This window comes from Fischerella sp. (assembly GCF_013388695.1).
Taxonomy (GTDB): Bacteria; Cyanobacteriota; Cyanobacteriia; order Cyanobacteriales; family Nostocaceae; genus PCC9605.
This window is the reverse complement of sequence record NZ_JACAEU010000098.1, coordinates 1-26,592: the sequence shown is the minus strand read 5'-3', so window position 1 is coordinate 26,592 and position 26,592 is coordinate 1. Positions and strand designations below refer to the sequence as shown.

Genomic DNA, 26,592 nt, shown 5'->3' with positions numbered 1-26,592 from the left:
GAACAAGGATTATAGGCAAAAAATAAAAAAAAATACACAAAATATATAAGATAAAGTAATTTTTAAAACAGTTAAGTAAATGAGTAAATGAAATAAAAGAATAATCTTTGTGCAATAAAGTGCTATACAAGGATGTAAAAAAATGATCTGCATACTCAACATTCATTCATATATAAAGTGTTGCTGCTTATAAAAATCATTAAATTCTTCCGGATTGTTTTTAAAGTTTGTGTAAACCCCTCAAACGGAGTTTGACAGCCAAAGATTTTGGTTGGTGTACTTCTACGCTGAAGTATTTTTCTGCTTGCGGATTGGTATTTCTATTTTTCTATCGCCAGATAAAAATACATCTATTATATTTAGTAATTTCTGACAAATATCAAGCAAATAGCAGTATTCTATACATACGAACTTATACTGAAGAATAGAGCTAAGACCTAAGACGTTTGTAGTATGAACTAAGTAATATAACGTAATTCTACTTTGTTATCACTAAAGAAATTTATTGAGACTGATACTAGGTTGCAGTCAAAGATAGTACTTCCCTCACCCCGCCTGTCGGCACCCCTCTCCCAAATTGGGAGAGAGGGGAGGGAGAGAGGGCACGAATTGCCATATCTGAACACAACTTGGTATGACTGCTGAAGTTATTAATTTTACAAAAAATTAATAAGGAAAAATTGATGCTAAAAGCCGTAGAAACTTTTAAAACTTCCTCAGTACAACGCTTGATCGGTCTTTGGGCAAAGCGTTACACCCCTGACTTATCTTCTGTGTCATTAGAAAGCTTCTCCTATAAAGCTTTGCGAGAAGCAGCCTCACCCGAGGGTCGAGCTTTAACTTCTGCCAAGTTAAAGGACAATGTACTAAATATTAATTGCCAAATGGCATGGATACAAACAAAAATTCTCTACGGCTATATTCCCAACATCATAGATTTGAATGAAGCAAGGCGAATCACTCTATTTGCCTTTCGCGTATATAAAAAGATACTCGAAATTTACGAAAAATACTCTCTCAATCACATTCCACCTACAGCAGAAGCATTTGAGAGCAATGATGTTTGTGTATGGGGAATACCAGCAATCGAAGAACTAGCATACGCGCTCGAACCTATATTACTGGTGTTTCAAGAACAACATATAGTATCCAAGGACTGGCGAGCTCTTGGTTTTATGACCACGCAGTTAAACTTCAGTAACAAATTAATTCTCAAAAAGCTGACAGCTTTTGAGCAAATCTTGCTTGCTCCCTATTTAAAATTTGTTGAAGAACAAGTAGCGATTCCCTGGCAACGAATCTGCGCTGCTGCTGCCAATTATGAGATAGATTCACCGGAACTACAGCTTGTAGAGCAAATGATCCAAGCTGCGCCAGAGATTGCTGAAAATATCTATCGTCAACTGGTGGAGTTATTACCCAATCATCGTAGTCGTAGAGGAGAACTGAGCGATCCGGATGTAACATACTCTTGCCTCCGCGATCTGAATATGTTTCAGGCCTATCTATGGCTGTGTTTACTAGAGAAGAGTATGACAGCAATGGAGGAGGAACTACTACCTTTGTGTGCAATGGTTGTGCAGGGTGTGAGCATCAAATGGGAAATGACGGAAAAATGGAGTCAACTGTTTGTTGATGAAATCATTAGTCGTGTAAATGCAGAACAGAAGGCTTTGTTGCTACCTTACCTTCAAGGAATGCAGGAGATGTTTTGGAGGGAGCGATCGCACTTGGGTTACAAGGAGCAAGTTGTTGATAGCGTAGTTTGATGGTGTGGGGTGCGTGATGTTATTACTCACACACCATTGTTAGTTTTTGGTTTAGCAGTGAAGGTTAATTTTCCAAAGACATAACCATCGGATAAATCAAATTAATAATTGATTCTAATGCTCTCGTAGACTCGTTTGGCATTAACTCTGAGATATTGTGAAATGAAGCATCTGAGTTTTTTAAAGACGAAATTTTAATGACTTCAGTAGATTTTCCCAAACACAAAAAAGCCAAAGCCCTCAAACCTGGTAGCCGTCGCCCTGCGAAGGAACTGTGCAGCGAGTGTGGGCTGTGCGATACATACTATATTCACTATGTCAAGGAAGCCTGTGCTTTTATTAATCAGCAGATCAACGAACTGGAAGAACAGACGCACACACGCTCTCGCAATTTAGATAACTCCGATGAACTCTATTTTGGTGTTCATCAAGACATGATGGCGGCAAAGAAAAAGCAGCCTATCCCTGGCGCTCAGTGGACGGGAATTGTAAGTACTATTGCCATTGAAATGCTTAATCGTGGCATTGTGGAGGGTGTGGTCTGTGTGCAAAACACTAAAGAAGACCGCTTCGGCCCGATGCCTGTTATTGCTCGTACCCCAGAGGAAATACTAGCAGCACGAGTCAATAAACCAACTCTTTCACCGAACCTTTCAGTGTTGGAACAGGTAGAAAAATCGGGAATGAAGCGGCTGCTAGTGATTGGTGTTGGTTGTCAAATCCAAGCTTTGCGAGCTGTTGAAAAGAAACTGGGTTTAGAAAAGCTGTATGTTTTGGGTACGCCTTGTGTAGATAATGTGACTCGCGCTGGGCTGCAAAAATTCTTAGAAACTACCAGTAAATCGCCTGACACGGTTGTGCATTATGAGTTTATGCAAGACTTTCAGGTTCACTTTAAGCACGAGGATGGGTCAGTTGAAACTGTGCCTTTCTTTGGCTTGAAAACGAATTTACTCAAGGATGTTTTTGCTCCCTCGTGCATGAGTTGTTTTGACTACATCAATTCCCTGGCGGATTTGGTTGTGGGTTACATGGGCGCACCCTTCGGCTGGCAATGGATTGTGGTTAGAAATGAACGCGGTCAGGAAATGCTGGAGTTGGTAAAAGACCAGTTAGAAACTCAGCCAGTGATGTCTAAAGGCGATCGCCATGCTGCTGTGCAACAAAGTATACCAGCATATGATAAAGCTGTGACTCTACCGATGTGGGCAGCAAAACTCATGGGGGTGGTAATTGAAAAAATTGGCCCTAAAGGTTTGGAATATGCCCGTTTTTCGATAGATTCTCACTTCACGCGCAATTATCTTTATGTGAAGCGAAATCACCCTGAAAAGTTAGAGGCGCACGTTCCAGAATTTGCTAAGCGCATCGTGGGACAGTATAAGTTACCTGAATAAATAATAGTTGTTAGTTGGTGGTTATTTTTTAACCACTAACCACTAACCACTAACCACTAACTACTAACTACTAACTACTAACTACTTACCACTAACCACTAACAGCCATCACGCAAGATATGTTTACTGACGCTGACTTACCTAATGCCTTGATTGTGGGTGCTAGCCAAGGTATTGGTTTGGGATTTGTGAAAAAATTGCTGGAATTGGAGAGTATTGCTAGGGTTTATGCAACCTATCGCCGACGGGAGTCTGCTTCTGAGTTAATTGCACTGTTAGATGAATATCCAAAGAGACTATTTTGTCTGCCAATGGATATTACAGACGAAGTGCAAATTTCAGAAGATGTAGAACTCTTGCGTGGAGAGATAGACAGACTGCATTTAGTTATTAACTGTGTTGGGATTCTGCATGAGGGGACGCTGCAACCAGAAAAAAGCTTGAGGCAAATTAATCCTGAGAATTTAATGCGCTATTTTCAGGTGAATAGTATTGGTGCAGTGCTGCTTGCCAAACACCTGTTACCGTTATTTCGTCATAGCGATCGCAGTGTGTTTGCCAGTATTTCTGCCAAGATAGGAAGTATTAGCGATAATCAACTAGGTGGATGGTATGGTTATCGTGCTTCCAAAGCCGCGTTGAATATGTTGATGCGAAATGTGGCAATTGAATACGCTAGAACTAGCCCTAAAACTATAGTTGTAACATTGCATCCCGGCACAACTGACACGCGTCTTTCCCAACCTTTTCAAAAGAACGTACCCGCAGAAAAATTATTCTCAGTAGAACGTACCGTTAATCAATTGCTTGCAGTCTTAGAAAAGCTACAGATAGAGGATAGCGGACAATTTTTCTCTTGGGATGGTAGTCGCTTACCTTGGTAGTTTTTTAAACAATTTTAGGTTTTAAATTACTTAAGTTACTAACTAGTGGTATAGGATACAGATTCTCGTTGATTACCAGCATCAAGCTATAAAAAGTACTCCCAATAGTAACCTTAAATCTCTCTAGAGGTAACTATTTTTTGGAAACGAAAACCTTTAATATTAATTTTATATTTGTTTACAGTTCAGAAACATTTCCTCATTTTTGGCTAAAGCTGTAAATTTTCATACAATCTTGTTTATAACCTTCATAGAAATCATGTGGGAATTAGCAAACACTTAAGATTGTGATGATGAATATCTAATTTTTTGCTTAACCAGCTTATTTACATATCTGTGATTTTGAAAAATTAAAATATCTCTTTACTTAAAAATTAAAGATGCTGCCAGAGCTAAATCTATGTCTACCCCGGTAAAGATATCGAATAATTCAACAAATAATTTCACAAAAGTTTTAGCAGATACTAGCAAAGAAGAAGAACTCATGCATGAAGTTCTTCTAATAATTGAAAACTTGGCATACAGAGAAGAAGCTACGGTCAAGCTTATCTTTGATCGTCTTTATGATATAGGTTCTATTAACCTCATCAACCAAAACTTTCGCTCTCGCGCTGTCAAGAAAGTACTAAAACTAATAGCCAGGATGTCCAAACCAGCATTTAGAATTTTTGCTTGGCACTGGTTTAAAAAAAATAGTCCTCAATTGATTACTAACTGGTTACGCCAGCAAGTTAGTTTCAAAAATCAAGTTACACCAACCTCGAAAGTAATTATTGAAAGACAAGTTCCTCAATTAAATAGTTTTTCAGAACTAGAACACCAAAATAAAGAAATTCAATTTCTTCGCTCCCAGGTCAAAATACTAGCCACTATTTTGATCGGGGTAGTTGCTTTTTTTGGTGGTAGCTTGATCTGGCTAGGTCAGAGTATAATGACAGGGCGATCGCAACTGCAAAATGTAGAACAATTACCTCAAGTCACAATACAAGAAGCTAGCGTTGATAGACACTAGTACCGCTGCCTTGGAAGTCAAAAGTCACGCATTCAAAAGTCAAAACAAACTTTCCGCAGATGCACACAGATAAACATAGATTAAATATCGGTATGCATCTGTGTTTATCTGTGGTTGACGATCAAGAAAAGACTAGGCGACGCGCAGAACCATCATCGTTAAATTCTTGCTCTCCTTTGCCCATCACCTCAACAATTACTCTGCGCTGGGGTGGAGTCCACTGTCCTTGTCTTGCTTGGATGTCAACTACCACCTGCGTGCCTTCTAAATACACCCGATAGGTTGTTGTTGACCAAGCACCTTGGCGATATTCAAAGGTATGTCCGTCGTCTTCGTATAATGTCCACTCGCCTGTACCAGGGGCTACTCTTAACCTAAGTTCATTAATTGGTAACTCGCCTACATACTGCATTACCGGGCCGAGGGGAATAACCGACCCAGCACGAATGTACATAGGCATTGTTTCTATGGGTGCATGGGCGAGGATATGCGTCGAACCTTCGTAACGCTCTCCAGTCCACCAATCATACCAAGTTCCTTCTGGTAGATAAACTATGCGGTTCTCTACCCCTGGTCGGTAGACGGGCGCAGCCATCAAGGATGAACCTAAAAGTACCTGATCGTACAGTTCATGGGTTTTTGAGTCATTGGGATAGTGATAAAATAGGGGTCGCACAATTGGTGCGCCTGTAGTCGTCGCTTCCCAGAACAGCGTATATATGTAAGGTAGCAATCGGTAACGCAGTTCGATGTATTGACGGCAGATTTCTTCTACTTGCGGGCCAAATTCCCAAGGTTCATGGCGCTTAGTGTTAATCATTGAGTGGGCACGCATAAAAGGATATAGCATTCCTGCCTGCATCCAGCGGGCAAACAATTCTGGTGTGGCATCGCTAGCAAATCCCCCTATATCTGCACCTACAAATGCTACACCAGACAAACCTAAATTACAGAGCATGGGTAGGGACATTTCTAGGTATTCCCACAGCGAGTGATTATCCCCCGTCCACACCGCTGACCACCGCTGCACGCCTGCGTAACCAGACCGGGTCAGTACAAAAGAACGCGATCGCTCTCTTAGCTTTTCTAGTCCTTCCCTAGAGGCGCGCGCCATCATCATCCCGTACAAATTGTGGGTTTCGGCGTAGGTTGTGCGCTCATCTCCAGGGCCGCTGGGTGCATCCGTCGGAAAGAAAATTTTTTGCCCTCCCTCATCTCCAAACGGGCGATCGTTCATTGCTGGCTCATTCATGTCATTCCAAATACCAGCAACGCCCATATCGGTAAGGTTGTGTTGCAAATCTCCCCACCACTGGCGCACATCCGGACGGAGGAAATCAGGAAAGACTGCCCGACCAGGCCAAACATAGCCGTGAAAAACTTTGCCGTTTGCCTTGCGAATAAAGTAGTCTTTTTCTAGCCCTTCATCATAAACACTGTAATCTGATTGCGGCTCAAATTTCACCCCCGGATCGACAATGGTGACAACCTTGAAACCATCTGCTGCCAAGTCACCGAGTAATTTTTGCGGATCTGGAAATCGCCTCGGGTTCCATGTAAACACCCGGTAGCCGAACATATAATCAACATCTAAGTGGATGACATCGCAGGGAATGCGGCGCTGACGCAGTTGGTATACCAATTGCCGCACTTCTGTTTCCGAGTCGTAACTCCAGCGGCATTGATGATAACCCAGTGCCCATTGGGGAGGTAGTGACATTCGTCCTGTCAATCCCGTGTAAGTACGGACTATTTCTGCGGGTTCGGGACTGTAGATGATGTAATAGTCTAATTCGCCCCCAAGGGTTTCTAACCGGAGAGTATCTGTTTCGTCTGCACCCACATCAAATCGACTCCAGAAAGTGGTGTTAAAAAATAAACCATAGCTAACCTCCGAACGCAATGCCATAAAAAATGGAATTGCTTGGTACATTGCATCCGTCAGCATGGTGTAATCTAGGCAATCTGTAGTCCAATGGGTCAGACGCTTACCCTTTTGGTTGAGCAATCCCGCCCGTTCTCCAAAGCCGTAATACTTTTCCTCGGCTTCGATGCGCTTCCAGCAAGCTACTTGGTTTTTACCTTCTCCCATTTGCCGCCAACCTATCCCCAAACCTGTATCTTGGGCAAAAGGACGACCTGCTTTGTCAAAAAACTGGACTCGGCAAGGATAGCGCTGGACACACACCCGGATTTTCTCCGTTTCAATGGTGATTTCTTTGTCTGTCTCCTGTACGTCGAAAGATACAACAGCCCACTCTTCATCTGCTAGTGTCACAGCCCAAGAACGCCTTGATCTAAATTCTCCTGTAGGCGAAAAACGTACGCGGATGAGGTTGGGAGCAAGAACACTCAGAGAAAGGCGAGAAACACCGCAGTCAAAATTTATTCCTCGCTGATGGCGTTGGATATTCTCTACAGATGTGATCGCATTCCACGCTGGTTCGCGAATAGGTAATTCTCCGGCAAATTCTGGCATATCTAATATATTTGACGCTAATTTAGTTTGAATTGGTGTCTTTGTGTCTTTGTGGTGAAAAAAGAATTATTGAAACACCAAGACACCAAGACACAAAGAGGAAAGAAGTTTAATACCCATCCTCAAGAATATCTTGAAGGAAAGGAGCAAGTTCTTGATTTAACCGACCCGATCGCACAAATTCCGCGTAAGTATCTGCCTCTACCGCTAATAATTCCATTCGCAACTGTTCAGCTGTGAAGCTTCGCAGATTGGGGTAATCATCCTGTAATTTATCAATTTGTTCTTCTAAGCGCTTGAGTTCGCCTTTAATTAAAGCCTCCTGATAGCGGTAAAACTCTGGATCAAGTCCTGGGCGTTTTTCTACTTGTCCGAGGTATGTTAAAACACGTTTGAGGGCGGTCTGGCGGGCAACGAGTTCTAAATATTCTTGTCGCAGAGGCTGATCGCCAAGAAGTTTTAGTTTTTCTAGCAAAGGTTTGGTAGTCAATCCCTGCACTAAAAGTGTAAATAAGACTACTCCAAATACAGTGTTGATTAGGTCTTCTCTTTCGGTAAGGATATTTGGTACGCTCAATGCTAGGGCGATGGAGACAGACCCCCGCAGACCTCCCCACCAAAGTATAGTTTGTTCTGGTAAGGGGATATTGGAGTTGGCAAGGCGATTGCTGAGAAATCCCAAACCGTAAACAGCGATCGCCCTTGCTAAAACCATCCCCGCGATCGTGACAGTGATGATATTCAGATTTTCAGCCAAGTCAACAAATCTAACTTGATCGCCAATCAATAGAAAAACAATGGAATTAACAAAAAATGCCAAAAATTCCCAAAACTCACTGACAATCACCCGCGTTCGCGGATTCATACCAATTCGAGAACCAAAGTTACCTAAAATCAAGCCAGCGGTGACAACCGCGATTACCCCAGAACCCCCAAGTTCTTCTGCAATGATATAAGTTCCGTAAGCAGAGACGAGAGTTAAAGACTGTTCCACGAGTGGTAAATCGAATCTTTGGGTTAAATAGGAAATACCAAACCCAATCAAACCACCAACAGCTATACCAATACCAATAACACTAAATAGTTGAACCACCAAAGGCTGGAATTCTAGTTGTACTGTTCCTAAAGGCAGTGCAACTAGAAAGCCGAAGGCAACAACTGCCATGCCATCATTAAATAGACTTTCGCCTTCCATCAACGTTGTCAGCCGTTTATCTACTCCCAGTTCTCGAAACAAAGCTGTCACAGAAACAGGATCGGTAGCAGATAAACTAGCTCCTACTAGCAGTGCTGTTGTTAGCGGTAGTCTTGACAAGAGATTTAAACCCAGCGCTATACCTGCTATAGAAATCAGTACTCCCACAACTGCATACAGACAGATAGGGATTAAATCCCGCTTTAAGTCAGACCACTTCAAATTCCAAGCAGCTTCAAACAATAAAGGCGGTAGGAAAATCGCCAAAATTAATTCTGGAGAAAGATTAACTAACCGCACATCTACCAGCGCTAATCCCAATCCAGCAATCACCAAAAGTAAGGTATATGGGATATGGCGAAACCAACTAAAGACTTGCGGTAAAGTCGCCACACTCAAGGAGACCGAGAGTACCAGAAGAAATTGTTTTAAGTTTTGTTCTATTCCAACTTCGCCTAGGGCAGATTCTATTGCCATGACAGTATTTTAGTTACGGTTAAAAATTGTTTCCTCACCTTACACAATCATTTATTGAATGGGGAACCTTCCACAGGGGTTATGAGTGCTGACTTTTGCCTCCTTCCTTCTGAGTTGTGTTACGAGTCGATAAAATTGCTGTATCATTTTATGCGACGGAAAAATTACCGGTATCCATCATATAGCTAAACATTTTGGCAACAGTGATGTTAGAGTAACAGCATTTTTCAGAGGTATGGACGGCTATCCACTCAATTAGAACAGAGGACGTGTGAGATATGAAAAAGTTTGGATTGCTGAGATGGTTTCCTCACCCCTATTCATGGCTAAATGCCCTGATACTGTCTTTGGTGATGACTGTATTTGTAGCGACACTCAAGCGTAATAACAACTTGTGGCTCAATCTGGCTCAATGGTCAGAAAAACCAGAATCGGTTATCGTTTGGGTAATATTCGTACTCTTATTACCCATACCAGCGATCGCTTTTCTGCATCACTTTTTTCTCAGCTTTTTTATTTCAGCAATTCCAGGAGAAAAGACAAGCAAAGTGAGAGGATTTTTCCCTGGACTCATCAGTTGGAGAGAAAGCTTGTATGGCTGGCTAGTACTTATTCTATCTACACTGACAGCAATCTTAGTTTGTACTCCTCTGTTACCTTTATTCCAGCTTAACTACACCCAAATAATTTCTGAATCCGGTCAAAACTACGGCAAGATAAAACCAATCTTTGCGATTGCCTGGTTGCTTAGTGCTGCTATCTTTTATCAAATTGAGTATTCATTTAAATATCGTCTAGTTTTTGGTAGTAGTGATAGTGATGAATCTAATGAATCTGAAAGTATAAACATCCCTGTAGTTAGTTATGTTCATAATGCAACCCCGCAGCCGGAAGTAGGTTTAACTGAGATACAAAAAACCAAAGAAGCACCTCAGAAGAAATCAAATTTTCTTAGTTTTACTAACAAATATCGTAAAATTCCCAAACGAGTATTTACATTTATTCTCGTCCCCTTAGTTGCTCTATGGTTATACTCATTTGCTAAGTTGCCAGAAGTTAAACAAACTATACCTGCAAATCTATCTGCTGAGACAGTAACACTCTCTTCTAGTAAAACTGCACCTGTAGATAAGAAATATAACCAAGCGATTAATAAAGCTAGACGTGCAGCGAAATTAGCAAAGCTAGCACAATCTGAAAGTGAGTGGAAGGTAGTTGCTAAGAACTGGGAAGAAGCGATCGTCTTCATGAAAGCTGTACCGAACACTAGCTCTAATTATGGTATGGCTCAGGAAAAAATTAGGCAGTATCAAATTCATCAGGAATTTGCACAGCAAAGTGCAGCAGCTAGGAATTAAAGCATTTACAAAATTTAAATAATTTATGTAATGTTTAGGTTTAAACGTAATTTGACATGAACTAAAGTAAGCTAGTTAATTTAAGATTTTTTCGCCTAAAATTTTGGTATAAACACTGAGGAACGAGTTGTAAAAATTAGGTTATCTTTGATGCAACCGTTATGTTTTCAGCTCTTCACTTCTAGTGTTTATGACACAGGCGAATATTTTAGAACTGGCAAAGCAAGGAGATGTGAAGGCGATCGCATCTCTAATGAACAGCCAATTGCAACTGAAAAACGTCACAGCGAAAGTTACTCTCAAAAATGGCTGTTTGCGGGTGAGACTGGAATCTACTCAAGTGCCGGATCAACAGAATTTAGTTAAATATGTACGTCAAGAAATAATTGGCTTAAGATCTCAGTCTATTAAAAAGGTAAAAGTTGACGGTTTTCAACAAGGTAAGAATTTTGCTGTTTGGAGTCAAGAATTAAATTTAGAATTACAGCAAGCACTCACTGCTTCACTGAGCAAGCAATCATCAAATATCGAAATTAAAAAATTTATATTTAAACAACAAATTTTATTTTTTGCTAAAAAGCTAGCTGGAAAGCAATATATTGCGATCGCTATAGTATTAATTGGTATTTATATAGTAGGAAAGAATCAAATATTTCAACGACAAGGATGTATTATTCAAAGTTATTTACAAGGGAAAAGTACTGAAGGTTGTAAATAATTTGAATTATTTTAGGGTGTACTATATCCGAGCTATGCACTTTCAAAAGAGTATAAAGCTTCTTATCATCATCGGAATTATATATTTTTTAAACGCAGAGGAGCGCAGAGGGTTCCGCAGAGGCTCGCAGAGTTTTTGCGATCGGAAAGTTTAGTTTAGAAAAACAGTTTTCTCTGTCTGTATATCCTTCGTTACAATAAAACACAGACAAGCAGTTTCGCCACGGAAGCCAAACCATGACAGGAAGAACGACGCGGCGCAATTTCTTAATTACTAGTGCTGCTGTTGCTGGCGGTATTGTAGGAAGTACAGCGTTGCAACAAGGTAACACAAACCCTGCGACACCAGCGACTATGCCAGAACGAGTGTTGGGACGCACGGGGGTAAAAGTCCCTATTTTTGGGTTGGGGGGAGCAGGTCAAACGCCGCTATCTTGGAATGGAAAAGAACGAGATGCTGTGGCAATTATCGAACGAGCTTTGCAACTTGGCATCCGTTATTTTGATACTGCTGCGAGTTACGGGCCTAGTGAAGATTATTTGGGAAAAGTATTGCCACGCGATCGCACTAAGTTATTTTTAGCCAGTAAGACAGATGAAAGAAGCCGGGATGGCGCGTGGCGAGAATTAGAGAGAAGTCTCAAACGTCTGAACACAGACTATCTTGACTTGTGGCAGTTACATCACGTTTCTTTCCCTGAAGAACTGGATACTATCTTTAGTGCATCCGGAGCAATTAAAGCTTTGGAAGAGGCAATGCAACAAAAACTAGTCCGTTTTACTGGTATTACGGGACACCATGAACCAGTAGTAATTGCCGAAAGTTTGCGTCGCTATCCTTTCCACACTACCCTCATACCCGTAAATGCCGCAGATAAGCATCATCCACGTCCGTTTATGCCTGTAGTTTTACCAGTAGCACAAGAAAAAAATGTCGGCGTCATAGCTATGAAAGTACCCGCCTACGGTCGCTTATTTAAAGCAGGTGGATTGGCTGGTATGCAGCAAGCTTTGGGATACAGCCTTTCTCAGCCAGGAGTTCATTGCTGTGCGATCGCAGCTGAAAGCGTCCAGCAACTAGAAGAAAATGTCAAGATAGCACAGGCTTATCAAGAACTTTCTCCAGGCGAATTAGCAAGTATTGAAAAGCGCACTGCGAGAATTTGGGAGGAAAGCACCTTCTTCCGCGCATGGACTTAAAAATTCGGCAGCATTTGCAAAATTTCTTTAGCAGCGCGATCGCACACTCCTACTTCTCCTATACACCGTCGCATTTCTTGATAATCTGCCTGTATTTGCTGTTTGCGTTCCCGGTTCAGCAATGATTCTACTGCTGCTTGAACAATATTCTCTGGAGTTGCTTTTTCTTGAATAAACTCCGGCACAATCCCTTTCATCACCATCAGGTTAACTGGCGAGGCAAAAGGAAAAGTTATTTTCAGGATATTGCGGCCAATCCAGTAAGTGAAGGGGCTAAGGCGATAAATCACCACCTGCGGCACGTTTAACAAAGCAAGTTCTAAATTCACAGTCCCGCACTTAGTAATTGCTAAATCAGCAGCAGCAAGCACTTCCTGTTGTTGTCCCGATACTACAGTGGCTCGTAAACCGTACCGTTGTATCTGTTTTTCTATTTTATCTCGATAAATTTCCAGAGACAGGGGAATCCAAAAATGCACCTGTGGTAGTTTGTTTTGTATTTCCTGTGCTGCTTGGAACATCACTGGCAAGAGATATTTAAGTTCTTGGTGACGGGAGGCAGGTAGAAGCGCTACGGCGATCGCATCATCCACAATTCCCAACTTGGCACGTGCCGCTTCTCGACTCGGAAAGTTTTCTATCCTATCTACTAATGGATGCCCTACCCAAGTCACATTTGCACCGTTGTCTTGAAAATAACGCGCCTCCTGCGGGAAAATCGCTAACATTTTATCGCTAAAACCAACAATCCGGGCTGTGTCACGAGGTGCGATCGAACAAACCCAAAGTTGAGGTGCAATGTAATATACTACTGGCACTTGCGGCAGATGGCGGCGAATGTAATTACCTATGCCCAGATTTGGCCCCATGTAGTCAATCAATACAACCAAATCAGGAGGATTTTGCTTGAGATAAGCGATCGCCTGCCGCTGAATTTGCAGAGTCGGTAACACAAAAGGCAGAGATTCCAAAAGACCAAAAGAGCCAATTTTACTAGTATTACCTAATAGAATGGCTCCTGCTGCTGCCATTTTTTCGCCACCCAATGCCACAACTTCTAATTCCAGTCCAGCAGCAAGGGCTTGCCGTTGCAAAGCGGCAACCAATAACGACCCTTGTAAATCGCCAGACACTTCACCAGTACTGATAAATATTCGCATTTTGGAATGAGGGATTGGGGATTGGGGATTGGGAATTGGGGATTGGGGATTGGTGATTGGGGATTGGGGATTGGTTTTCTTACCGATGCCCATTGCCCCTTGCCCCAGTCCCCAGTCCCTAGTCCCTAATCCCTTATTGTCAAGATTCATCATCCTTACTAGCTGCTTTCCCTTTTCCAGGAATTAAGCCACGTCTTCCCGGCATTTGAGAAAGTAGGAGGAAGCGACGCAGATGCTGTAAATGTTCCGTATCTCCCAAAAGTTCTAGTTGTTCCAAGGCATCCTTGAAAATTAAGTCAGAACGATAGAGAATACGGAAAGCTTTTTTCAAGGTTTGTAAGTCAGTAGCTGAAAAACCAGCGCGTTTGAGTCCGATAAGATTAAGTGTTCGTATCCGTGCTGGATTTCCTTCTACCGTCATATAAGGCGGTACATCCCGGTCAATACGTGCCATACCCCCTATCATTGAGTGCTTACCTATATGCACGAATTGATGAACACCCAAAACCCCACTTAGTCTGGCACGGGATTCGATGTGAACATGACCCGCCAGTGCTACTGAGTTGGCAATCACTACTGAGTCTTCAATTACACAGTTATGCCCCACATGGACATAAGCCATCAGTAGGTTGCTATTGCCGATGCGAGTCTCTCCACCTGTACCAGTAGCTCGATTAATTGTAACGTATTCTCTAATTAAGTTATCATCGCCAATCTTAACCCAGCTCAATTCGCCAGCATATTTTAAATCTTGGGGTTCCAAGCCAATAGCGGCTCCTGTAAAAATCTGATTTCGTGCCCCAATTTCTACAGGTCCATCTAGCACTGCATGAGCGCCAATTACGGTTTCGGGACCGACTTTCACATGCCCTCCAATCACAGCATAGGCACCGACTTGTACTGTCGGGTGCAGCTCCGCGTTAGGATGAATTACAGCAGTTGGATGAATAAGCGTCTTCAAGGATGCATCTCCAGAACAGTAAGCGTGCTGAGTCTTGTAGAGACGCGCCGTAGCGCATCTGAATTCTGTAGCCGAAAGTATCGGGTAAGCTACTTTGGTGTGAGGGCGGCAAAAATCTAGAAATCAGACCATACAGTTATGGCTTGTTGCTGTTACAGATATCCTGGAACAGGATTTAGTGAAGGCACGTCACGGCCGTACCTCTACTACTAGAGTAAATTTTTAGTTTACAAGGGAAAACATTAGTTCGCCTTCAGCAGCGAGCTGACCGTCAACTTCGGCACGAGCTTGCATTTTACCGAAACGACGTTGTTTCACCCATAACAGTTCCACTGTCATCACTAGTTGATCTCCGGGAACAACTTGGCGACGAAAGCGGACTTTATCTATACCAGCAAATAGGAAGAGTCCACCTTCCAATTCTGCCGCTTGTGTCATCACGACACCACCAACTTGTGCCATTGCTTCTACAATCAGCACACCTGGCATAATCGGACGTCCTGGAAAATGTCCTTGAAAATGGGGTTCGTTAATCGTGACATTTTTGATGCCAACAGCTCGTTTCCCAGGTACGTAGTCAATAATCCGGTCTACTAGTGCGAAGGGGTAGCGGTGCGGTAGAAGTTTCTGAATTTCTTCTATTGTGAAAATGGTTTTTGTTTCAGATGGAGTCGTAGTGGAATTATCTAATTGCTCCTGAGTAGCTGCTGGTGTGGAACTATCGGTAGAATTTACTTCGGTGACAGTTGACATTGATGGTGTTGTTGATTTTAAGTTTTGGTTTGACTTGCAAGAGACTGAATAGTTTAGTATTAGAGATTGTTTAGTAGTGGATTGTAAAACTACCACTAACCCTACGGGTACTCTACGAGAAGCCGCCCTGATGGGCGTCTACGCCAGTCGCTCATGGGGGAACCCCCTATAAGTGCGCGCTGGCTCACTACTAACCACTAACTACTAACTACTATCCAAATAACTACTTACCACTCCCCGGTCGCAAATCCCAAATTTTTTGCGCCAGTTGAACGTGTAAATTGTGGCTGGCTTTATAAGCCAAGAAGTGAGCGCAGGGGAAAGTCCCCAATAAACTTAAGTCTCCTACTAGATCCAAAATTTTATGACGTACTGGCTCATTTGCAAATCTTAATGGTGGATTTAGCCAGCCATCAGGCCCGCATACGAGAGCATTTTCTAAGCTTCCACCTTTGATTAACCCGGATTTTTGTAGGTATTCAATTTGATGTAACAAACCAAAGGTACGGGCGGGGGCAATTTCTGCTGCAAAGCTCGCATCAGTATTCCCTGGGTCGGTAGGCGGAGACCAACTGTGCCATTGGTTACTAATAGCAGGTAGCTCGAAATCAATGCCATAGGTAAAGCGGGTTGCTGGTGCAGGTAGGGCGCAAACAAAAGCATCCTCCTGACGCACCCATATTGGCTCATTTATGGGCTGAGGCGCATTTTCTATGGTTAGGGTTTGTGAGACTAAACCCACTTGAGCTATGCTTTCTGTCCACACTTTTGCTGAACCGTCCAAAAGCGGTACTTCTGGGCCGTCGATTTCAATCCGGACGTTATCTACACCCATACCTGCTAGGGCTGCTAACAAATGCTCCACAGTTCGGACACTTGCCTCTGTTTTCCCTAACTGAGTAGAGAGAACAGTCTGACTAACCGCCGTTACTTGTGCTGGAATTATCGGAGTGTTGGGTAAATCTACTCGTACAAAGTAACGTCCACTGCCTGCTTCTGCTGGTAGTATCCGCACCTGAGTACTTGCACCGCTATGCAATCCCACTCCTGTTTGGGTAATTTCAGTTGCGAGAGTTTGTTGCATAAAATTAAGTCAAGGGTCAACAGTCAAGGGTCAACAGTCAAGGATCAATAGTCAAACACTCAGCTTTGGACTTTGGACTATTGACTCTGGACTCTTGACTACTTAAAATCTTTCGCCAATACCAAAATTAATGCGACTGTCTCCTTCATCGTTGAAACCGTAGTCAATGCGGATGGGGCCTAGTGGGGACTGTACCCGTACACCCAGACCGTAGCCGTAGCCACTACCGCTTTTATTCAACAAATCACCTGCTTTGGTTTCTGTTCCGAGGTCAGTAGCAGCATCAAAAAATAGTGCGCCGCTGACTACAGAGAAAACAGGAAAGCGATACTCTACAGAAGCTTGCAAGAAACTGCTGCTACTGGCTAAAGCACCTTCTTCGTAGCCCCGGACGGAGTTGCTACCACCCAGAGTAAACGCTTCGTAGGAAGGCACGTCACCAAGTATGGTTCCGCCTTGGATGTTAAAAGCAAGAGTTTGCGGTCCTTCATTAAAGTTGGTGAATTTTACAGGAATATAGTAACTATAGCTACCCCGAATCTTGCTCATCAAAATGTTCCCTAGTCCTACAGGTACGGACTGGTCTAATCCTAGGCGGAAGAAAGAACCACTGGTTGGTTGCAAAGCATTGTTGCGTTTGTCACGTACTGCGGCTAGTTGTAATGTCAGCAAGTCATCTTGACCAGTTCCAGATTCGGTCAGGTCGATTATTTCTGTGGGTTGATCGTTCTCGAATATTGTTGCTTGCTTTCTAATGTCGCCATCAGAATCACGAGTGGAAACTCGTTGATATCTTACACCGGCTGAAGCTGTCCATTCTGCACGCTCATAAGGATTTTTGGACAAAGGACGGCTAAAGTTGATGCCACCACCTAGACGTAAAATACGGGGGGTATCGCCATCGTCCTCACCTTCTTTAAAGGTTTCGATGTTATCATCTTCCCCTTCATAAATCAAAGAAATCGAACGACTACGGAAAAGATTTGCTGTGTAGGAAGTTCGGTAAGGGTCTCCAGCTATCCAAGGATCGGTAAACCGAACATCAAACAGCAATTCCCGTTGACCTACCTCTAACTCGGCACCCAGTTTTTGGTTTCTTCCGTTCAGGTTTTGCTCTTGATAGCTGATAGTGCCAAACAGTCCACTAGCAGAACTAATACCCGCCCCTGCTGCAATAGAACCGCTACTACGCTCAACAACATTGACAACCACATTCACTTGCCTAGGGTCAGTACCGGGGTCAAGAGAAACATTTACGTCCTCAAATAGTCCCAGTCCGTATACCCGCTGCAAGTCTCTTTGCACAATGTTGCGGTTGAATACCTGTTTGGGCTTTAATTGCAGTTCTCGTGTAATGATATATGGTTGCGTCCTTCCCCTGATTGGTCGTCCTTCTTTGTCAGTCTCCTGACCTTCTTTAGTGCGATATCTGACGTTAATATCTTCCACTACCCCCTCCGCTACACTCAGGGTGACGACTCCGTTTTCAGATACCTGCGGCGCTCCAACTACCTGCGCTAAAACGTAACCTTGGTCTTGATACCATTTGAGTAACTGTTGAATGCTTTGTTGCAACTCCCGCAAGTTAAGGATTCTACCGTACTGGTTCTTAAAAATTTGATTTGGAATATTTGGAGGTAATACCGAGGGAACGCCGGTACTAGGATTGGCGTCAATTCTTACCTGATTCAGAACTGGGTTAAGCTGAACTAAGAAAGTCACCCGTACCCCTAATGGTGTATCTTCTGGCACTGCCTGAACATTAGAGAAAAAGCCAGTGGTAAAGACGGCATTAATATCTTGTTGTAGTTGCGATCGCGTTGTCGTCCGCCCCGGCTGGGTACGAATTGCGGCGTAAACATCGTTTTCCAGTTGCGGTGGTAAAGGCTGTCCCTTCTCAGTTTTAATTAAAACTTCCGATACCAGCACACGAGGTTCAGCCTCTGCTGGTGGTTGTTGGTTGGTGGTTGGTGGTTGTTGGTTTGTGGTTGGTGGTTGTTGGTTTGTGGTTGGTGGTTGTTGGTTGGTGGTTGGTGGTTGTTGAGTTGGAGAAGGCGGAGTATTTGTAGGGGAAGTTATGCCAGGACTTTGTGCAGTTGTTGGATTTGTCGAGGTTGGTGTTATGCTCTTTGGTGTTGTCTTTAATGCTGATGCACCTGGTTCAGTGACAATTTTTTGTTGTTGATTTGTTGCTGATGTTGCGACTGCTGTAGTTTGTTTTGGATTTTGAGCAGTTTGTATACTATTTGAGCGATCGGATGTCGGTATTATTACCCCCGATCTCTTTTCTGCTGTTGGAAATACAGCAACAACTTCATTTTGTTGGTCTGTCGCTGATGTTGTAACTGCTGTAGTTTGTTTTGAATCTTGAGCAGTTTGTGTACTGTTTGAGCGATCGAATGTCGGTATGATTACCCCTGAGGTCGTTTCTGTAGTTGGGAATCCAGCAACAACTTCCTGTTCTTGATTTGTTACTGGTGTTAAAACTTCTGCTGTTTTTTTGGAATTATTCGCAGTTTGTGCATTTGCATGGATCGAACAGCTTAATGGAGCAGCGATCGCCATCACTGTCATCACAACGGGGGATAAGCGCATTTTATTTTGATTGTTCTTCACTTACACACACCATGAAAAATAAAGTAAGCTTTCAGTCACAGGGTAAAAGTAAAAAATAATTTAGTGCTTTTGCCTTTCCAGTTAAGAAATAAATTTGCAAAAGCCTTTACTAAAGAGACTGGAGACTAGATGAGAATCATGAATAATGAATTCTGAAAATTTCATAATTCATTATTCATAATTCATAATTGATTTAGTACTCTTTTCAAAACCTCCTGATAGGCGTCCTCTACATTTCCTAAGTCCCGGCGGAAGCGGTCTTTGTCTAGCACACGAAGATTAGGATCGTCCCCTGCACTGATATCCCATAAACGACAGGTATCTGGGCTAATTTCATCTGCTAGTAACAACTGTTGTTGTGAATCCAAACCAAATTCTAGTTTGAAGTCCACTAGGGTAATGTTGCACCTCTGGAAAAATTCCTTCAGAAAATCGTTGATTTTCAATGCTAGATGGGTAATACTGTCAACTTGTTCCGGAGTCGCTAGTTCCATCAATAGCAAGCGATCGCGTGTTAGCAGAGGATCTCCCAATTGGTCGTTTTTGTAATAAAACTCTACTAAAGGCATCTTTAGCACAGTTCCTAGTGGTAATCCTGTTTGTTGACAAAGACTGCCAGCAGCAATGTTCCTGACAACTACTTCCAATGGCAAAATTTTCACTGCTCTGATCCGCATTTGATTTGCAGCAGGACTGTCAATAAAGTGGGTTTTGATCCCACGTGCTTCCAATTCTTGGAATAATTTACTGGAAATGCTGTTGTTTATTCTTCCTTTCTCTTGGATACTACCGCGTTTTTGAGCGTTAAATGCTGTTGCATCATCTTTAAAAACAGCCAGTAAGATTTCTGGGTCATCTGTAGGGTAAATAATTTTGGCTTTGCCTTCGTATAGCTTGGTGGGGACAGACATGGTAGGAGTTAAAGTTATGGGCTATTGCCAGCTTCTATGCTTCAGGCTTAACCATTTTATCTTTTGTCTTTAGCTATTAGTCATCAGTGAAGTAACTCAGTCAGACTGTTGACCACTGATAGATGCACAGGTAGTTCTGGATAACTACTATCAAGGTATATTTTTTATTTTTCCTGCAACAGTAATTACTTGGAATTAAATAGAATAACAGATTTTAATGTATTTTTTTATACAAAAGCTCACAATTTTAGATCAATTTAAATTACGATCAAAATTTAACTAAAGTTTTCAATGATAGGCAGTTAGCTGCCCAGAACCTTAAATTATTATTGCTATTTATTCGGTTTGAGATTAAAAACAAAAGGAGGTGAAAGTAAATAGAAAAATGGTTAACAAAGATGATTTTCTTTATCCTCGGAGTCGCTACTACGGTCAGGTAAAGCCAGAGAACTTATTGTTCAACGCTAATTTGCAGGAATTTGCCCAAAAAGTCAGCTATATCTGCAACTTAGAGACATCTGGAAAAATCCCACCTCAAGAGGCTTACGAGCAAATCAAAGAACTTTGGAAAAGTTTGAAGCAATCGAAAAAAGAACTGAGAATTGGCGAAAACCCTTTCCGTATGGACGATGAAGACAAGCCAGAAGAATAATCAGTCAATAGTCATTGGTCATTGGTTAGTGGTTATTCGCCATTCCCTATTTCCGAACCTTTACGAGTAATACTTTTTGTCTAGTAATTTACTTGTTCATCATTGTCCAAACGCCATCCCAAGAGTTTGGCAGAGTTTGTTGAAGGTAAGTGCGGGCACGTTCTAAGTGGATATCGACGGCTTGATCCGCAGGCCGAATTTTTTTTGCCGTTTCAAAGCAGGCGATCGCCCGCTCAAAGTTACGGCTCAAATAGGCATCACGTCCGTCATGGTAATGGCACAAAAATTCTTGGGTACTGGTGTCTAGGGGTGTGGTGTGATCGCTAATTAACTCGTAGATATTTACCGCCTGGTGTTTTCCTTTGACGCGGATTTTGTCTAACTCGCGCACCCAAATGCGATCGCGGCATAAATTGTAAGTAAATTCACTTAATATAATATCACAACCATATTCTTTGGTCACTGCTTCCAAACGCGAACTTAAATTGACGCCATCGCCAATAACTGTATAGTCCATGCGTTTGTGAGAGCCAATATTGCCAGAGACTACTTCTCCCGAACTAATGCCAATACCGATATAAATTTTTGGTTGCTCTTGGATAACTCGCCGTCGGTTAAACTCTTCAAGGCGTTGCCGCATTTCTAATGCTGCTTGCACCGCCTTCCAAGCATGGTTTTCCATTAGCGGTAGTGGCGCGCCAAACACTGCCATTAAGGCATCGCCAATAAACTTGTCGAGAGTGCCTTCATGGTTAAATACAGCTTCTACCATCGTCTCAAAATACTGATTCAGCAGCGATACCACCTCAGCGGCACCGAGATTTTCTGTAAGAGTAGTGTAACCTCGAATGTCAGAGAACAAGATGGTTACTTCCTTGCGTTCACCTACCATTAAGGCGTCTTCCCCCAATGCCATTACTTCTTCGGCAACACGGGGAGTCAGGTAGCGGTACATCGTATTTTTCATCCGCTTTTCCTGACTGATGTCTTCTAAAACGACTAAACCGCCGCGTACCCCACCTTCTGGGTTAGTTAAAGGGTTAACGGTAAGATTGATGCTGCGTTCAATTTTATTAACGTTATCAGCACTCAATAACTTGAACTGGGGAGTGAGAGGTTGGTTCCAAGGAATAAAAATATTCGCTTGAGTGCGATCGCGGATTGCCAAAATGTAAGTTCCTGTATCCTGGGCAAGTGTGTCATCTGCGGTATTTAAATATAACCCCACCGTCAAATTTTGCTCTGGTACATAATGTCTTGCCCCCGTTTTTAGACTATCTTGCAGTCGCATTTTTAAATTATCAATTGGTACAACCTCCCAGACAAGGCGACCAATTAAATTTTTTTCCCATAAATGTTTATTTTGTTTGGCATTTATATCCGTTAAAGAACAACCAAGCAATTCCAGTGCCGCATCATTTATAGTTACAATCCGACCGTCCATATCTGTAGAAATTACGGCATCTGAAAGGCTTTGCAAAATGTCTTTTTGATACTGTTTTTCTAATAATACATTTTCAAATAAACGGGCATTTTCTAAAGCAATTCCTGCTTGAATGTTAAAAGCCCGCATAAACTCTTCATCAGAAGTAGTAAAACAGCCTTGTTGCTTATTAATTAACTGTGTCACACCTATCAATTCATTAGCAGAATTGAACACTGGCAAACACAGGATATTGCGAGTTATATACCCCGTCTTTTTATCTGTAGTGGGGTCAAAACGGGGGTCTTTGTAAGCGTCAGGAATATTCAGCGCTTCACCAGTAGAAGCCACATAGCCAACAATCCCACGGTTGGCGGGAATACGGATTTCCATCAATGTTTTACCATCCGCTGCTGCTACTTTTGTCCAAAGTTCTCCCATTTCTTTACGATACAAAAATAGCGTGCTGCGGTCTGCTTGCATTAAAATCCGCGCTTGTTCCATGACTATTTGTAAAGTCGCTTCTAAATCAAGACTTTGCCCTAGTGTTTGAGTTGCCCGCAAAAGAGCAGTTGCACCCCGCTGATTGCGGGCTGCCACATAAAAAGATTGACAGCTTTCTAAGATAATACCGATAGCAGAGGCAAAGTTGCGAAATCGCTCTTCATCTTCACAATCAAAGGGAACATTTCCAGCTTTATTAGCCAGTTGTACTACTGCTACGACCTGGTTTTTACTGCTTAAAACAGGCATACATAAAAGATTATCAATCTTATAGCCCATTTGTTTTTCCAGGTCGGAACTAAAAAGGGGGTGAGTAGAGGTTTCAGAGATATTGAGACATTGACCTGTTATGGCAACATGACCAGGAATGCCAACGGTAATGGGAATACGAATTTCTAAAGGTTTGTGAGTATTATCTTGAGGAATTTTTGTCCACAGTTGACCCTTGTCGTAGTCTACCAAGAAAATTGTAGTGTGTTCAGCTTGGAGAATTTGACCAATTTTGAGTGTAATCGCCTCTAGTACCTTCTCCAACATAGTTTCTAGGGCTTCATTGTTGATGAGTTCAATTGCCCGTAGAAATTGCTGGAATTCAGCAGTAATAAAGTCTAGTAAGCAAACAAATTCATTAACAGAAAGGTCTTTGACACGACGCAGTAAGGCGTGGGTACGATTAACTTGAGTAAGTTCAGTTAATGTAGCCAAGACGCTACCAGAATTTAGGAGTGTCATAGTAATTTTAGATTTTAGATTTTAGATTTTAGATTTTAGGTTGGGATTGGTTAGTGGTTAGTGGTTAGTAGTTAGCGATCGGTGATAAATAGTTCATAAAAAATTTATGAGCCATAAACCATAAACTATTAACTACTAACTACTAACCAATCAAAAATCAAAAATCCAAAATCACATTACGCTGCTTTCGGTAATTCAGAGTAGATGACCTTCTGATAATAATCTTGCAATTGGCGAGTGGCAGCTGCCCATCCCCAACGTTCTGCTTCTCGACGGGCATTTTGACGAATAGTTTCTCGTTCTTGTTTCATCTCTAACAAACGAATCGTAGCAGCGATCGCCCCCTCGTCACCTGCATTTAAATCAAAGAGGTATCCATTTACACTATCGGTTACAATATCAGGAATGCCGCCAGAACACGCTGCTACTACCGGACACCCTGCGGCCATGGCTTCTAACAATACTAACCCCAATGTTTCTGTACGGGAAGGAAAGATAAAAGCATCAGCGCTAGCAAATGCCGAAGCTAATTCTTGACCAACCAAATAACCAACAAAATTAGTGTTTGTATTAGCAAAATGCTTTTCTAAGGCTTGACGCTGGGGGCCATCTCCCACTAGTGCCAGTCTCGCTTCAGGAATAGCTTCTAATATTGGTTTGATGCGCTCAATTTCTTTTTCGGCAGAAAGACGCCCCACGTAAAGCAGCAGTGGACTATCTGGATGATTTTGCGATAAACGCGATCGCATTTGTTGACTGGCTAAGCTAGGATGGAATGTTTCTGTATCGACTCCCCGTTGCCACAAATTCACTCTTTCAATGCCGTGTGTTGTTAGTTCCTCCATCATCGCTGTAGAGGTACACAAATTTAAAGCTGCTTGATTGTGACCTGCTTTCAGTAATTCCCACAGCAAGCCTTCTAGCATTCCCAAACCGTAGTGCTGGAGATATTGAGGCAAATGGGTATGATAAGAAGCCACCAAGGGAATATCGAGTATTTTGCTATAGAATATACCAGCCAATCCCAAAACCGCTGGATTTACTACATGAATAATATCTGGCTGAAACTGTTCCAAAATGTAACCAATTGCTGGGCGGGGCAGTGCCATTTTTAACTCTGGATACAGCGGCAAGGGAAAGCCGGAGATACCATATATTGTGGCTCCTTTGTATTCACTGATGCCACCATCAGGACAAATTACTAGTACTTCATCGCCACTGCGTTGTAAATGTTCAATGGTATGGCGCAAGCGCGTTACAATGCCGTCAACCTTGGGCAGAAAGGTTTCGGTGAATAAAGCAATCCTCATAAAATATTATTCAGTACAGGCAGTGTGTTCAAATAATTCCAGTGTCTGAGTAATTTACGAATCATTCACAGCGTAAACCGTCTGGCGGGCTACAAGCGATTCCGCACAGTCACTTTGTCCTCTATTCTTCTTTGCTCAGAATAGCCGTTGGTGGCAACAAAATGACCATTAGGCAGACAATACACCCGATAATCACACGTTTACTGGTCGTCATACAGTGGGAGAATCTGAAAACCAGTTTTCAGTTTTAGACCAGCAATTTACTTGAAATAAGGTTCTGTGGTTAGCTTCGTTCAAGGTTTCCCCTAGGTTGAAAGTATCATTTAAATCAAGATGTCCTGTTAGGTAGGGTGCAAATTCCATGAATGCCAATGGCTGTTATTACCCCACCTAACAACACTCCGACTCCTTCAGCAAAGCAATTTATTCTGTGTCTGTTTTCTGCTGCTTCAGCAACAAGTAAGTCACGCATCGTTGCAGATGGAGACTTCGCTACTTGCTGGTAATTTTTGTAAGCAGCATCTAGTACTGCCCATTCGGGAAGTAGGTAGTAGATACTAACGCCACTAAATGCCACACCGGGCAGTACAACAAACACAAACAGAACAAGCGATCGCATCTTCATGCTTTGCTATTTACGATGCCAAGTCACTTTCGGCAAAATTTGGTTGTTATCGACTCGGTTTTGATATTTGATCGCAAAGTTCAACAGAGAATCAAGTAGGGAATCAGAGAGATAGTGAGGCTGTAAACCCAGATCCAGCAGTTTTGTATTTTTGGCGTTGAAGTAATGTTCTTCTTTTTCGATTCTGGGGTTATCCAGATTCTTAACTTCCACATTCAGTCCCATAGCATTTCCGGCTTTTTTCACCATCATTGCCAAGTCGCCAACGCTAAATAGTTCGGTAAATTGGTTAAACACGCGAAATTCGCCAGGTTGGGCTGGGTTGGCGATCGCTAATTCAATACATCGCACCGTATCCCGAATATCTAAAAATCCACGCGTTTGTCCGCCTTTACCATACACTGTCAGGGGGTGTCCAATGGCAGCTTGGATACAGAAGCGGTTCAACGCCGTTCCAAACACACCATCGTAATCAAGACGGTTAATTAACAGTTCGTCCATTCCGGTTTCTTCGGTTAAGACGCCGTAAACAACACCCTGATTTAAGTCTGTTGCCCGCAATCCCCAAATCCGACAAGCAAAATGGATGTTGTGGCTGTCGTGGACTTTGCTCAGGTGATACATTGAACCAGGCTGCTTGGGATAAGGCAGGGTATCTTTACGCCCGTTGTGTTCAATAGTGATATAGCCTTCTTCTATATCTATGTTGGGTGTACCGTATTCACCCATTGTTCCTAGCTTCACCAAGTGGCAATCTGGGAAATCTTCTTTCATCGCGTACAGCAAATTCAGTGTACCGACAACGTTATTGACCTGCGTCATCACTGCGTGTTCGCGATCGATCATGGAAAATGGAGCTGAACGCTGTTCGCCAAAATGCACAATAGCATTTGGTTCAAATTGGTGCAGTGCTTTTTGGAGAAACTCGTAATTAGTGATATCGCCAACAAACAGATCGATGGATTTACCAGTCAAATCTTGCCAGCGCTGGATGCGTTGCTGAATTGGCGCAATTGGAGTGAGAGTTTCTACACCCAGTTCGTTATCCCAGTGTCGCCGCACCAAACTGTCTAGAATGCCAACTTCGTAACCTCGATTAGAAAGGTAAAGTGCGGTTGCCCAACCGCAATAGCCATCGCCACCAATAACCAGGACTTTCATTTTCACCAGTTTTTACTCGCTGATAGCTAAATCTATCAGGTTTATGTCACCTCTTGACCATGAAGATTGGGGATTGGGAATTGGGGATTGGGGATTGGGCAAAAATAAGTCAAAAGCATGCCCAAGGGGCGCAGCGAAGGGTTAAAAGCTAAAAGTAAAAAGAAAGAATTTTTTCTTTTACCTTTTTACTTTTTACTTCTCCAGTTCCTTTG

At 42.5% G+C, this 26,592-nt stretch carries 20 protein-coding genes; 8 read left to right on the top strand and 12 right to left on the bottom strand.

Annotated features, from left to right (window positions below):
• Nucleotides 1–683: 683 nt before the first annotated feature.
• From HXY43_RS13315 to HXY43_RS13300, 4 genes are all read left to right on the top strand, one after another.
• On the top strand, nt 684–1,769 hold the full coding sequence (locus tag HXY43_RS13315) for a hypothetical protein (RefSeq protein WP_290883655.1): 1,086 nt from the start codon (nt 684–686) through the stop codon (nt 1,767–1,769).
• Nucleotides 1,770–1,966: 197 nt separating this feature from the next.
• Nucleotides 1,967–3,166 carry a Coenzyme F420 hydrogenase/dehydrogenase, beta subunit C-terminal domain gene (locus HXY43_RS13310; RefSeq protein ID WP_290883654.1) on the top strand — a complete coding sequence of 400 codons (1,200 nt, stop codon included), beginning with the start codon at nt 1,967–1,969 and terminating at the stop codon, nt 3,164–3,166.
• Nucleotides 3,167–3,285: 119 nt separating this feature from the next.
• Complete coding sequence (locus tag HXY43_RS13305) at nt 3,286–4,050, top strand: SDR family NAD(P)-dependent oxidoreductase (protein WP_290883653.1); 765 nt, start codon at nt 3,286–3,288, stop codon at nt 4,048–4,050.
• 400 nt (nt 4,051–4,450) lie between these two features.
• Nucleotides 4,451–5,062 carry a hypothetical protein gene (locus HXY43_RS13300; RefSeq protein ID WP_290883652.1) on the top strand — a complete coding sequence of 204 codons (612 nt, stop codon included), beginning with the start codon at nt 4,451–4,453 and terminating at the stop codon, nt 5,060–5,062.
• A gap of 121 nt (nt 5,063–5,183) precedes the next feature.
• On the opposite strand, the gene HXY43_RS13295 is transcribed toward HXY43_RS13300, so the two are convergent.
• The gene (locus HXY43_RS13295; protein WP_290883651.1) at nt 5,184–7,541 is read right to left on the bottom strand and encodes a glycoside hydrolase family 31 protein; all 2,358 of its coding nucleotides are present in this window, start codon (nt 7,539–7,541) and stop codon (nt 5,184–5,186) included.
• Between the two features lie 109 nt (nt 7,542–7,650).
• Nucleotides 7,651–9,213 carry a sodium:proton antiporter gene (locus HXY43_RS13290; RefSeq protein WP_290883650.1) on the bottom strand — a complete coding sequence of 521 codons (1,563 nt, stop codon included), beginning with the start codon at nt 9,211–9,213 and terminating at the stop codon, nt 7,651–7,653.
• A 278-nt stretch (nt 9,214–9,491) separates the two neighbouring features.
• Here HXY43_RS13290 and HXY43_RS13285 point away from each other — a divergent pair, with 278 nt between their 5' ends.
• The 3 genes from HXY43_RS13285 (at nt 9,492) to HXY43_RS13275 (ending at nt 12,488) form a co-directional block, all read left to right on the top strand.
• Nucleotides 9,492–10,571: a hypothetical protein gene (locus HXY43_RS13285; RefSeq protein ID WP_290883649.1), complete on the top strand. Its 1,080-nt coding sequence runs from the start codon at nt 9,492–9,494 to the stop codon at nt 10,569–10,571.
• A 190-nt stretch (nt 10,572–10,761) separates the two neighbouring features.
• On the top strand, nt 10,762–11,289 hold the full coding sequence (locus HXY43_RS13280; RefSeq protein WP_290883648.1) for a hypothetical protein: 528 nt from the start codon (nt 10,762–10,764) through the stop codon (nt 11,287–11,289).
• 236 nt (nt 11,290–11,525) lie between these two features.
• On the top strand, nt 11,526–12,488 hold the full coding sequence (locus HXY43_RS13275) for an aldo/keto reductase (RefSeq protein ID WP_290883647.1): 963 nt from the start codon (nt 11,526–11,528) through the stop codon (nt 12,486–12,488).
• On the opposite strand, the gene lpxB is transcribed toward HXY43_RS13275, so the two are convergent.
• The 6 genes from lpxB to purC all read right to left on the bottom strand — a co-directional run bounded on the left by lpxB (nt 12,485) and on the right by purC (nt 19,973).
• Entirely contained in the window at nt 12,485–13,648 is a 1,164-nt protein-coding gene (gene lpxB, locus HXY43_RS13270) for a lipid-A-disaccharide synthase (RefSeq protein WP_290883672.1), read from the bottom strand. The genes HXY43_RS13275 and lpxB overlap by 4 nt on opposite strands.
• A 139-nt stretch (nt 13,649–13,787) precedes the next feature.
• On the bottom strand, nt 13,788–14,609 hold the full coding sequence (gene lpxA / locus HXY43_RS13265; protein ID WP_026733604.1) for an acyl-ACP--UDP-N-acetylglucosamine O-acyltransferase: 822 nt from the start codon (nt 14,607–14,609) through the stop codon (nt 13,788–13,790).
• Between the two features lie 222 nt (nt 14,610–14,831).
• The gene (fabZ, locus tag HXY43_RS13260) at nt 14,832–15,362 is read right to left on the bottom strand and encodes a 3-hydroxyacyl-ACP dehydratase FabZ (RefSeq protein ID WP_290883646.1); all 531 of its coding nucleotides are present in this window, start codon (nt 15,360–15,362) and stop codon (nt 14,832–14,834) included.
• A gap of 223 nt (nt 15,363–15,585) precedes the next feature.
• Nucleotides 15,586–16,446, bottom strand: a complete 861-nt coding sequence (lpxC, locus tag HXY43_RS13255) for a UDP-3-O-acyl-N-acetylglucosamine deacetylase (RefSeq protein WP_290883645.1) — start codon at nt 16,444–16,446, stop codon at nt 15,586–15,588.
• Nucleotides 16,447–16,548: 102 nt separating this feature from the next.
• The gene (locus HXY43_RS13250; RefSeq protein WP_290883644.1) at nt 16,549–19,041 is read right to left on the bottom strand and encodes a BamA/TamA family outer membrane protein; all 2,493 of its coding nucleotides are present in this window, start codon (nt 19,039–19,041) and stop codon (nt 16,549–16,551) included.
• Between the two features lie 203 nt (nt 19,042–19,244).
• Entirely contained in the window at nt 19,245–19,973 is a 729-nt protein-coding gene (purC, locus tag HXY43_RS13245; RefSeq protein WP_290883643.1) for a phosphoribosylaminoimidazolesuccinocarboxamide synthase, read from the bottom strand.
• A 385-nt stretch (nt 19,974–20,358) separates the two neighbouring features.
• Here purC and HXY43_RS13240 point away from each other — a divergent pair, with 385 nt between their 5' ends.
• The gene (locus HXY43_RS13240) at nt 20,359–20,625 is read left to right on the top strand and encodes a hypothetical protein (RefSeq protein WP_290883642.1); all 267 of its coding nucleotides are present in this window, start codon (nt 20,359–20,361) and stop codon (nt 20,623–20,625) included.
• Between the two features lie 88 nt (nt 20,626–20,713).
• Here HXY43_RS13240 and HXY43_RS13235 read toward each other — a convergent pair whose 3' ends face one another.
• The 4 genes from HXY43_RS13235 to HXY43_RS13220 all read right to left on the bottom strand — a co-directional run bounded on the left by HXY43_RS13235 (nt 20,714) and on the right by HXY43_RS13220 (nt 26,380).
• Nucleotides 20,714–23,284: an adenylate/guanylate cyclase domain-containing protein gene (locus tag HXY43_RS13235; protein WP_290883641.1), complete on the bottom strand. Its 2,571-nt coding sequence runs from the start codon at nt 23,282–23,284 to the stop codon at nt 20,714–20,716.
• 176 nt (nt 23,285–23,460) lie between these two features.
• Entirely contained in the window at nt 23,461–24,594 is a 1,134-nt protein-coding gene (locus tag HXY43_RS13230) for a glycosyltransferase family 1 protein (RefSeq protein ID WP_290883640.1), read from the bottom strand.
• Between the two features lie 328 nt (nt 24,595–24,922).
• Entirely contained in the window at nt 24,923–25,213 is a 291-nt protein-coding gene (locus HXY43_RS13225; protein WP_290883639.1) for a hypothetical protein, read from the bottom strand.
• Between the two features lie 12 nt (nt 25,214–25,225).
• Nucleotides 25,226–26,380 carry an NAD-dependent epimerase/dehydratase family protein gene (locus HXY43_RS13220; RefSeq protein WP_290883671.1) on the bottom strand — a complete coding sequence of 385 codons (1,155 nt, stop codon included), beginning with the start codon at nt 26,378–26,380 and terminating at the stop codon, nt 25,226–25,228.
• Nucleotides 26,381–26,592: the final 212 nt, after the last annotated feature.

Bases quoted from the DNA above. Each gene is read 5' to 3' on its own strand.
- HXY43_RS13315 (WP_290883655.1), top strand. From the start codon at position 684: ATGCTAAAAGCCGTAGAAACTTTTAAAACTTCCTCAGTACAACGCTTG.
- HXY43_RS13310 (WP_290883654.1), top strand. From the start codon at position 1,967: ATGACTTCAGTAGATTTTCCCAAACACAAAAAAGCCAAAGCCCTCAAA.
- HXY43_RS13305 (WP_290883653.1), top strand. From the start codon at position 3,286: ATGTTTACTGACGCTGACTTACCTAATGCCTTGATTGTGGGTGCTAGC.
- HXY43_RS13300 (WP_290883652.1), top strand. From the start codon at position 4,451: ATGTCTACCCCGGTAAAGATATCGAATAATTCAACAAATAATTTCACA.
- HXY43_RS13295 (WP_290883651.1), bottom strand. From the start codon at position 7,541: ATGCCAGAATTTGCCGGAGAATTACCTATTCGCGAACCAGCGTGGAAT.
- HXY43_RS13290 (WP_290883650.1), bottom strand. From the start codon at position 9,213: ATGGCAATAGAATCTGCCCTAGGCGAAGTTGGAATAGAACAAAACTTA.
- HXY43_RS13285 (WP_290883649.1), top strand. From the start codon at position 9,492: ATGAAAAAGTTTGGATTGCTGAGATGGTTTCCTCACCCCTATTCATGG.
- HXY43_RS13280 (WP_290883648.1), top strand. From the start codon at position 10,762: ATGACACAGGCGAATATTTTAGAACTGGCAAAGCAAGGAGATGTGAAG.
- HXY43_RS13275 (WP_290883647.1), top strand. From the start codon at position 11,526: ATGACAGGAAGAACGACGCGGCGCAATTTCTTAATTACTAGTGCTGCT.
- lpxB (WP_290883672.1), bottom strand. From the start codon at position 13,648: ATGCGAATATTTATCAGTACTGGTGAAGTGTCTGGCGATTTACAAGGG.
- fabZ (WP_290883646.1), bottom strand. From the start codon at position 15,362: ATGTCAACTGTCACCGAAGTAAATTCTACCGATAGTTCCACACCAGCA.
- lpxC (WP_290883645.1), bottom strand. From the start codon at position 16,446: ATGCAACAAACTCTCGCAACTGAAATTACCCAAACAGGAGTGGGATTG.
- HXY43_RS13250 (WP_290883644.1), bottom strand. From the start codon at position 19,041: ATGCGCTTATCCCCCGTTGTGATGACAGTGATGGCGATCGCTGCTCCA.
- purC (WP_290883643.1), bottom strand. From the start codon at position 19,973: ATGTCTGTCCCCACCAAGCTATACGAAGGCAAAGCCAAAATTATTTAC.
- HXY43_RS13240 (WP_290883642.1), top strand. From the start codon at position 20,359: ATGGTTAACAAAGATGATTTTCTTTATCCTCGGAGTCGCTACTACGGT.
- HXY43_RS13235 (WP_290883641.1), bottom strand. From the start codon at position 23,284: ATGACACTCCTAAATTCTGGTAGCGTCTTGGCTACATTAACTGAACTT.
- HXY43_RS13230 (WP_290883640.1), bottom strand. From the start codon at position 24,594: ATGAGGATTGCTTTATTCACCGAAACCTTTCTGCCCAAGGTTGACGGC.
- HXY43_RS13225 (WP_290883639.1), bottom strand. From the start codon at position 25,213: ATGCGATCGCTTGTTCTGTTTGTGTTTGTTGTACTGCCCGGTGTGGCA.
- HXY43_RS13220 (WP_290883671.1), bottom strand. From the start codon at position 26,380: ATGAAAGTCCTGGTTATTGGTGGCGATGGCTATTGCGGTTGGGCAACC.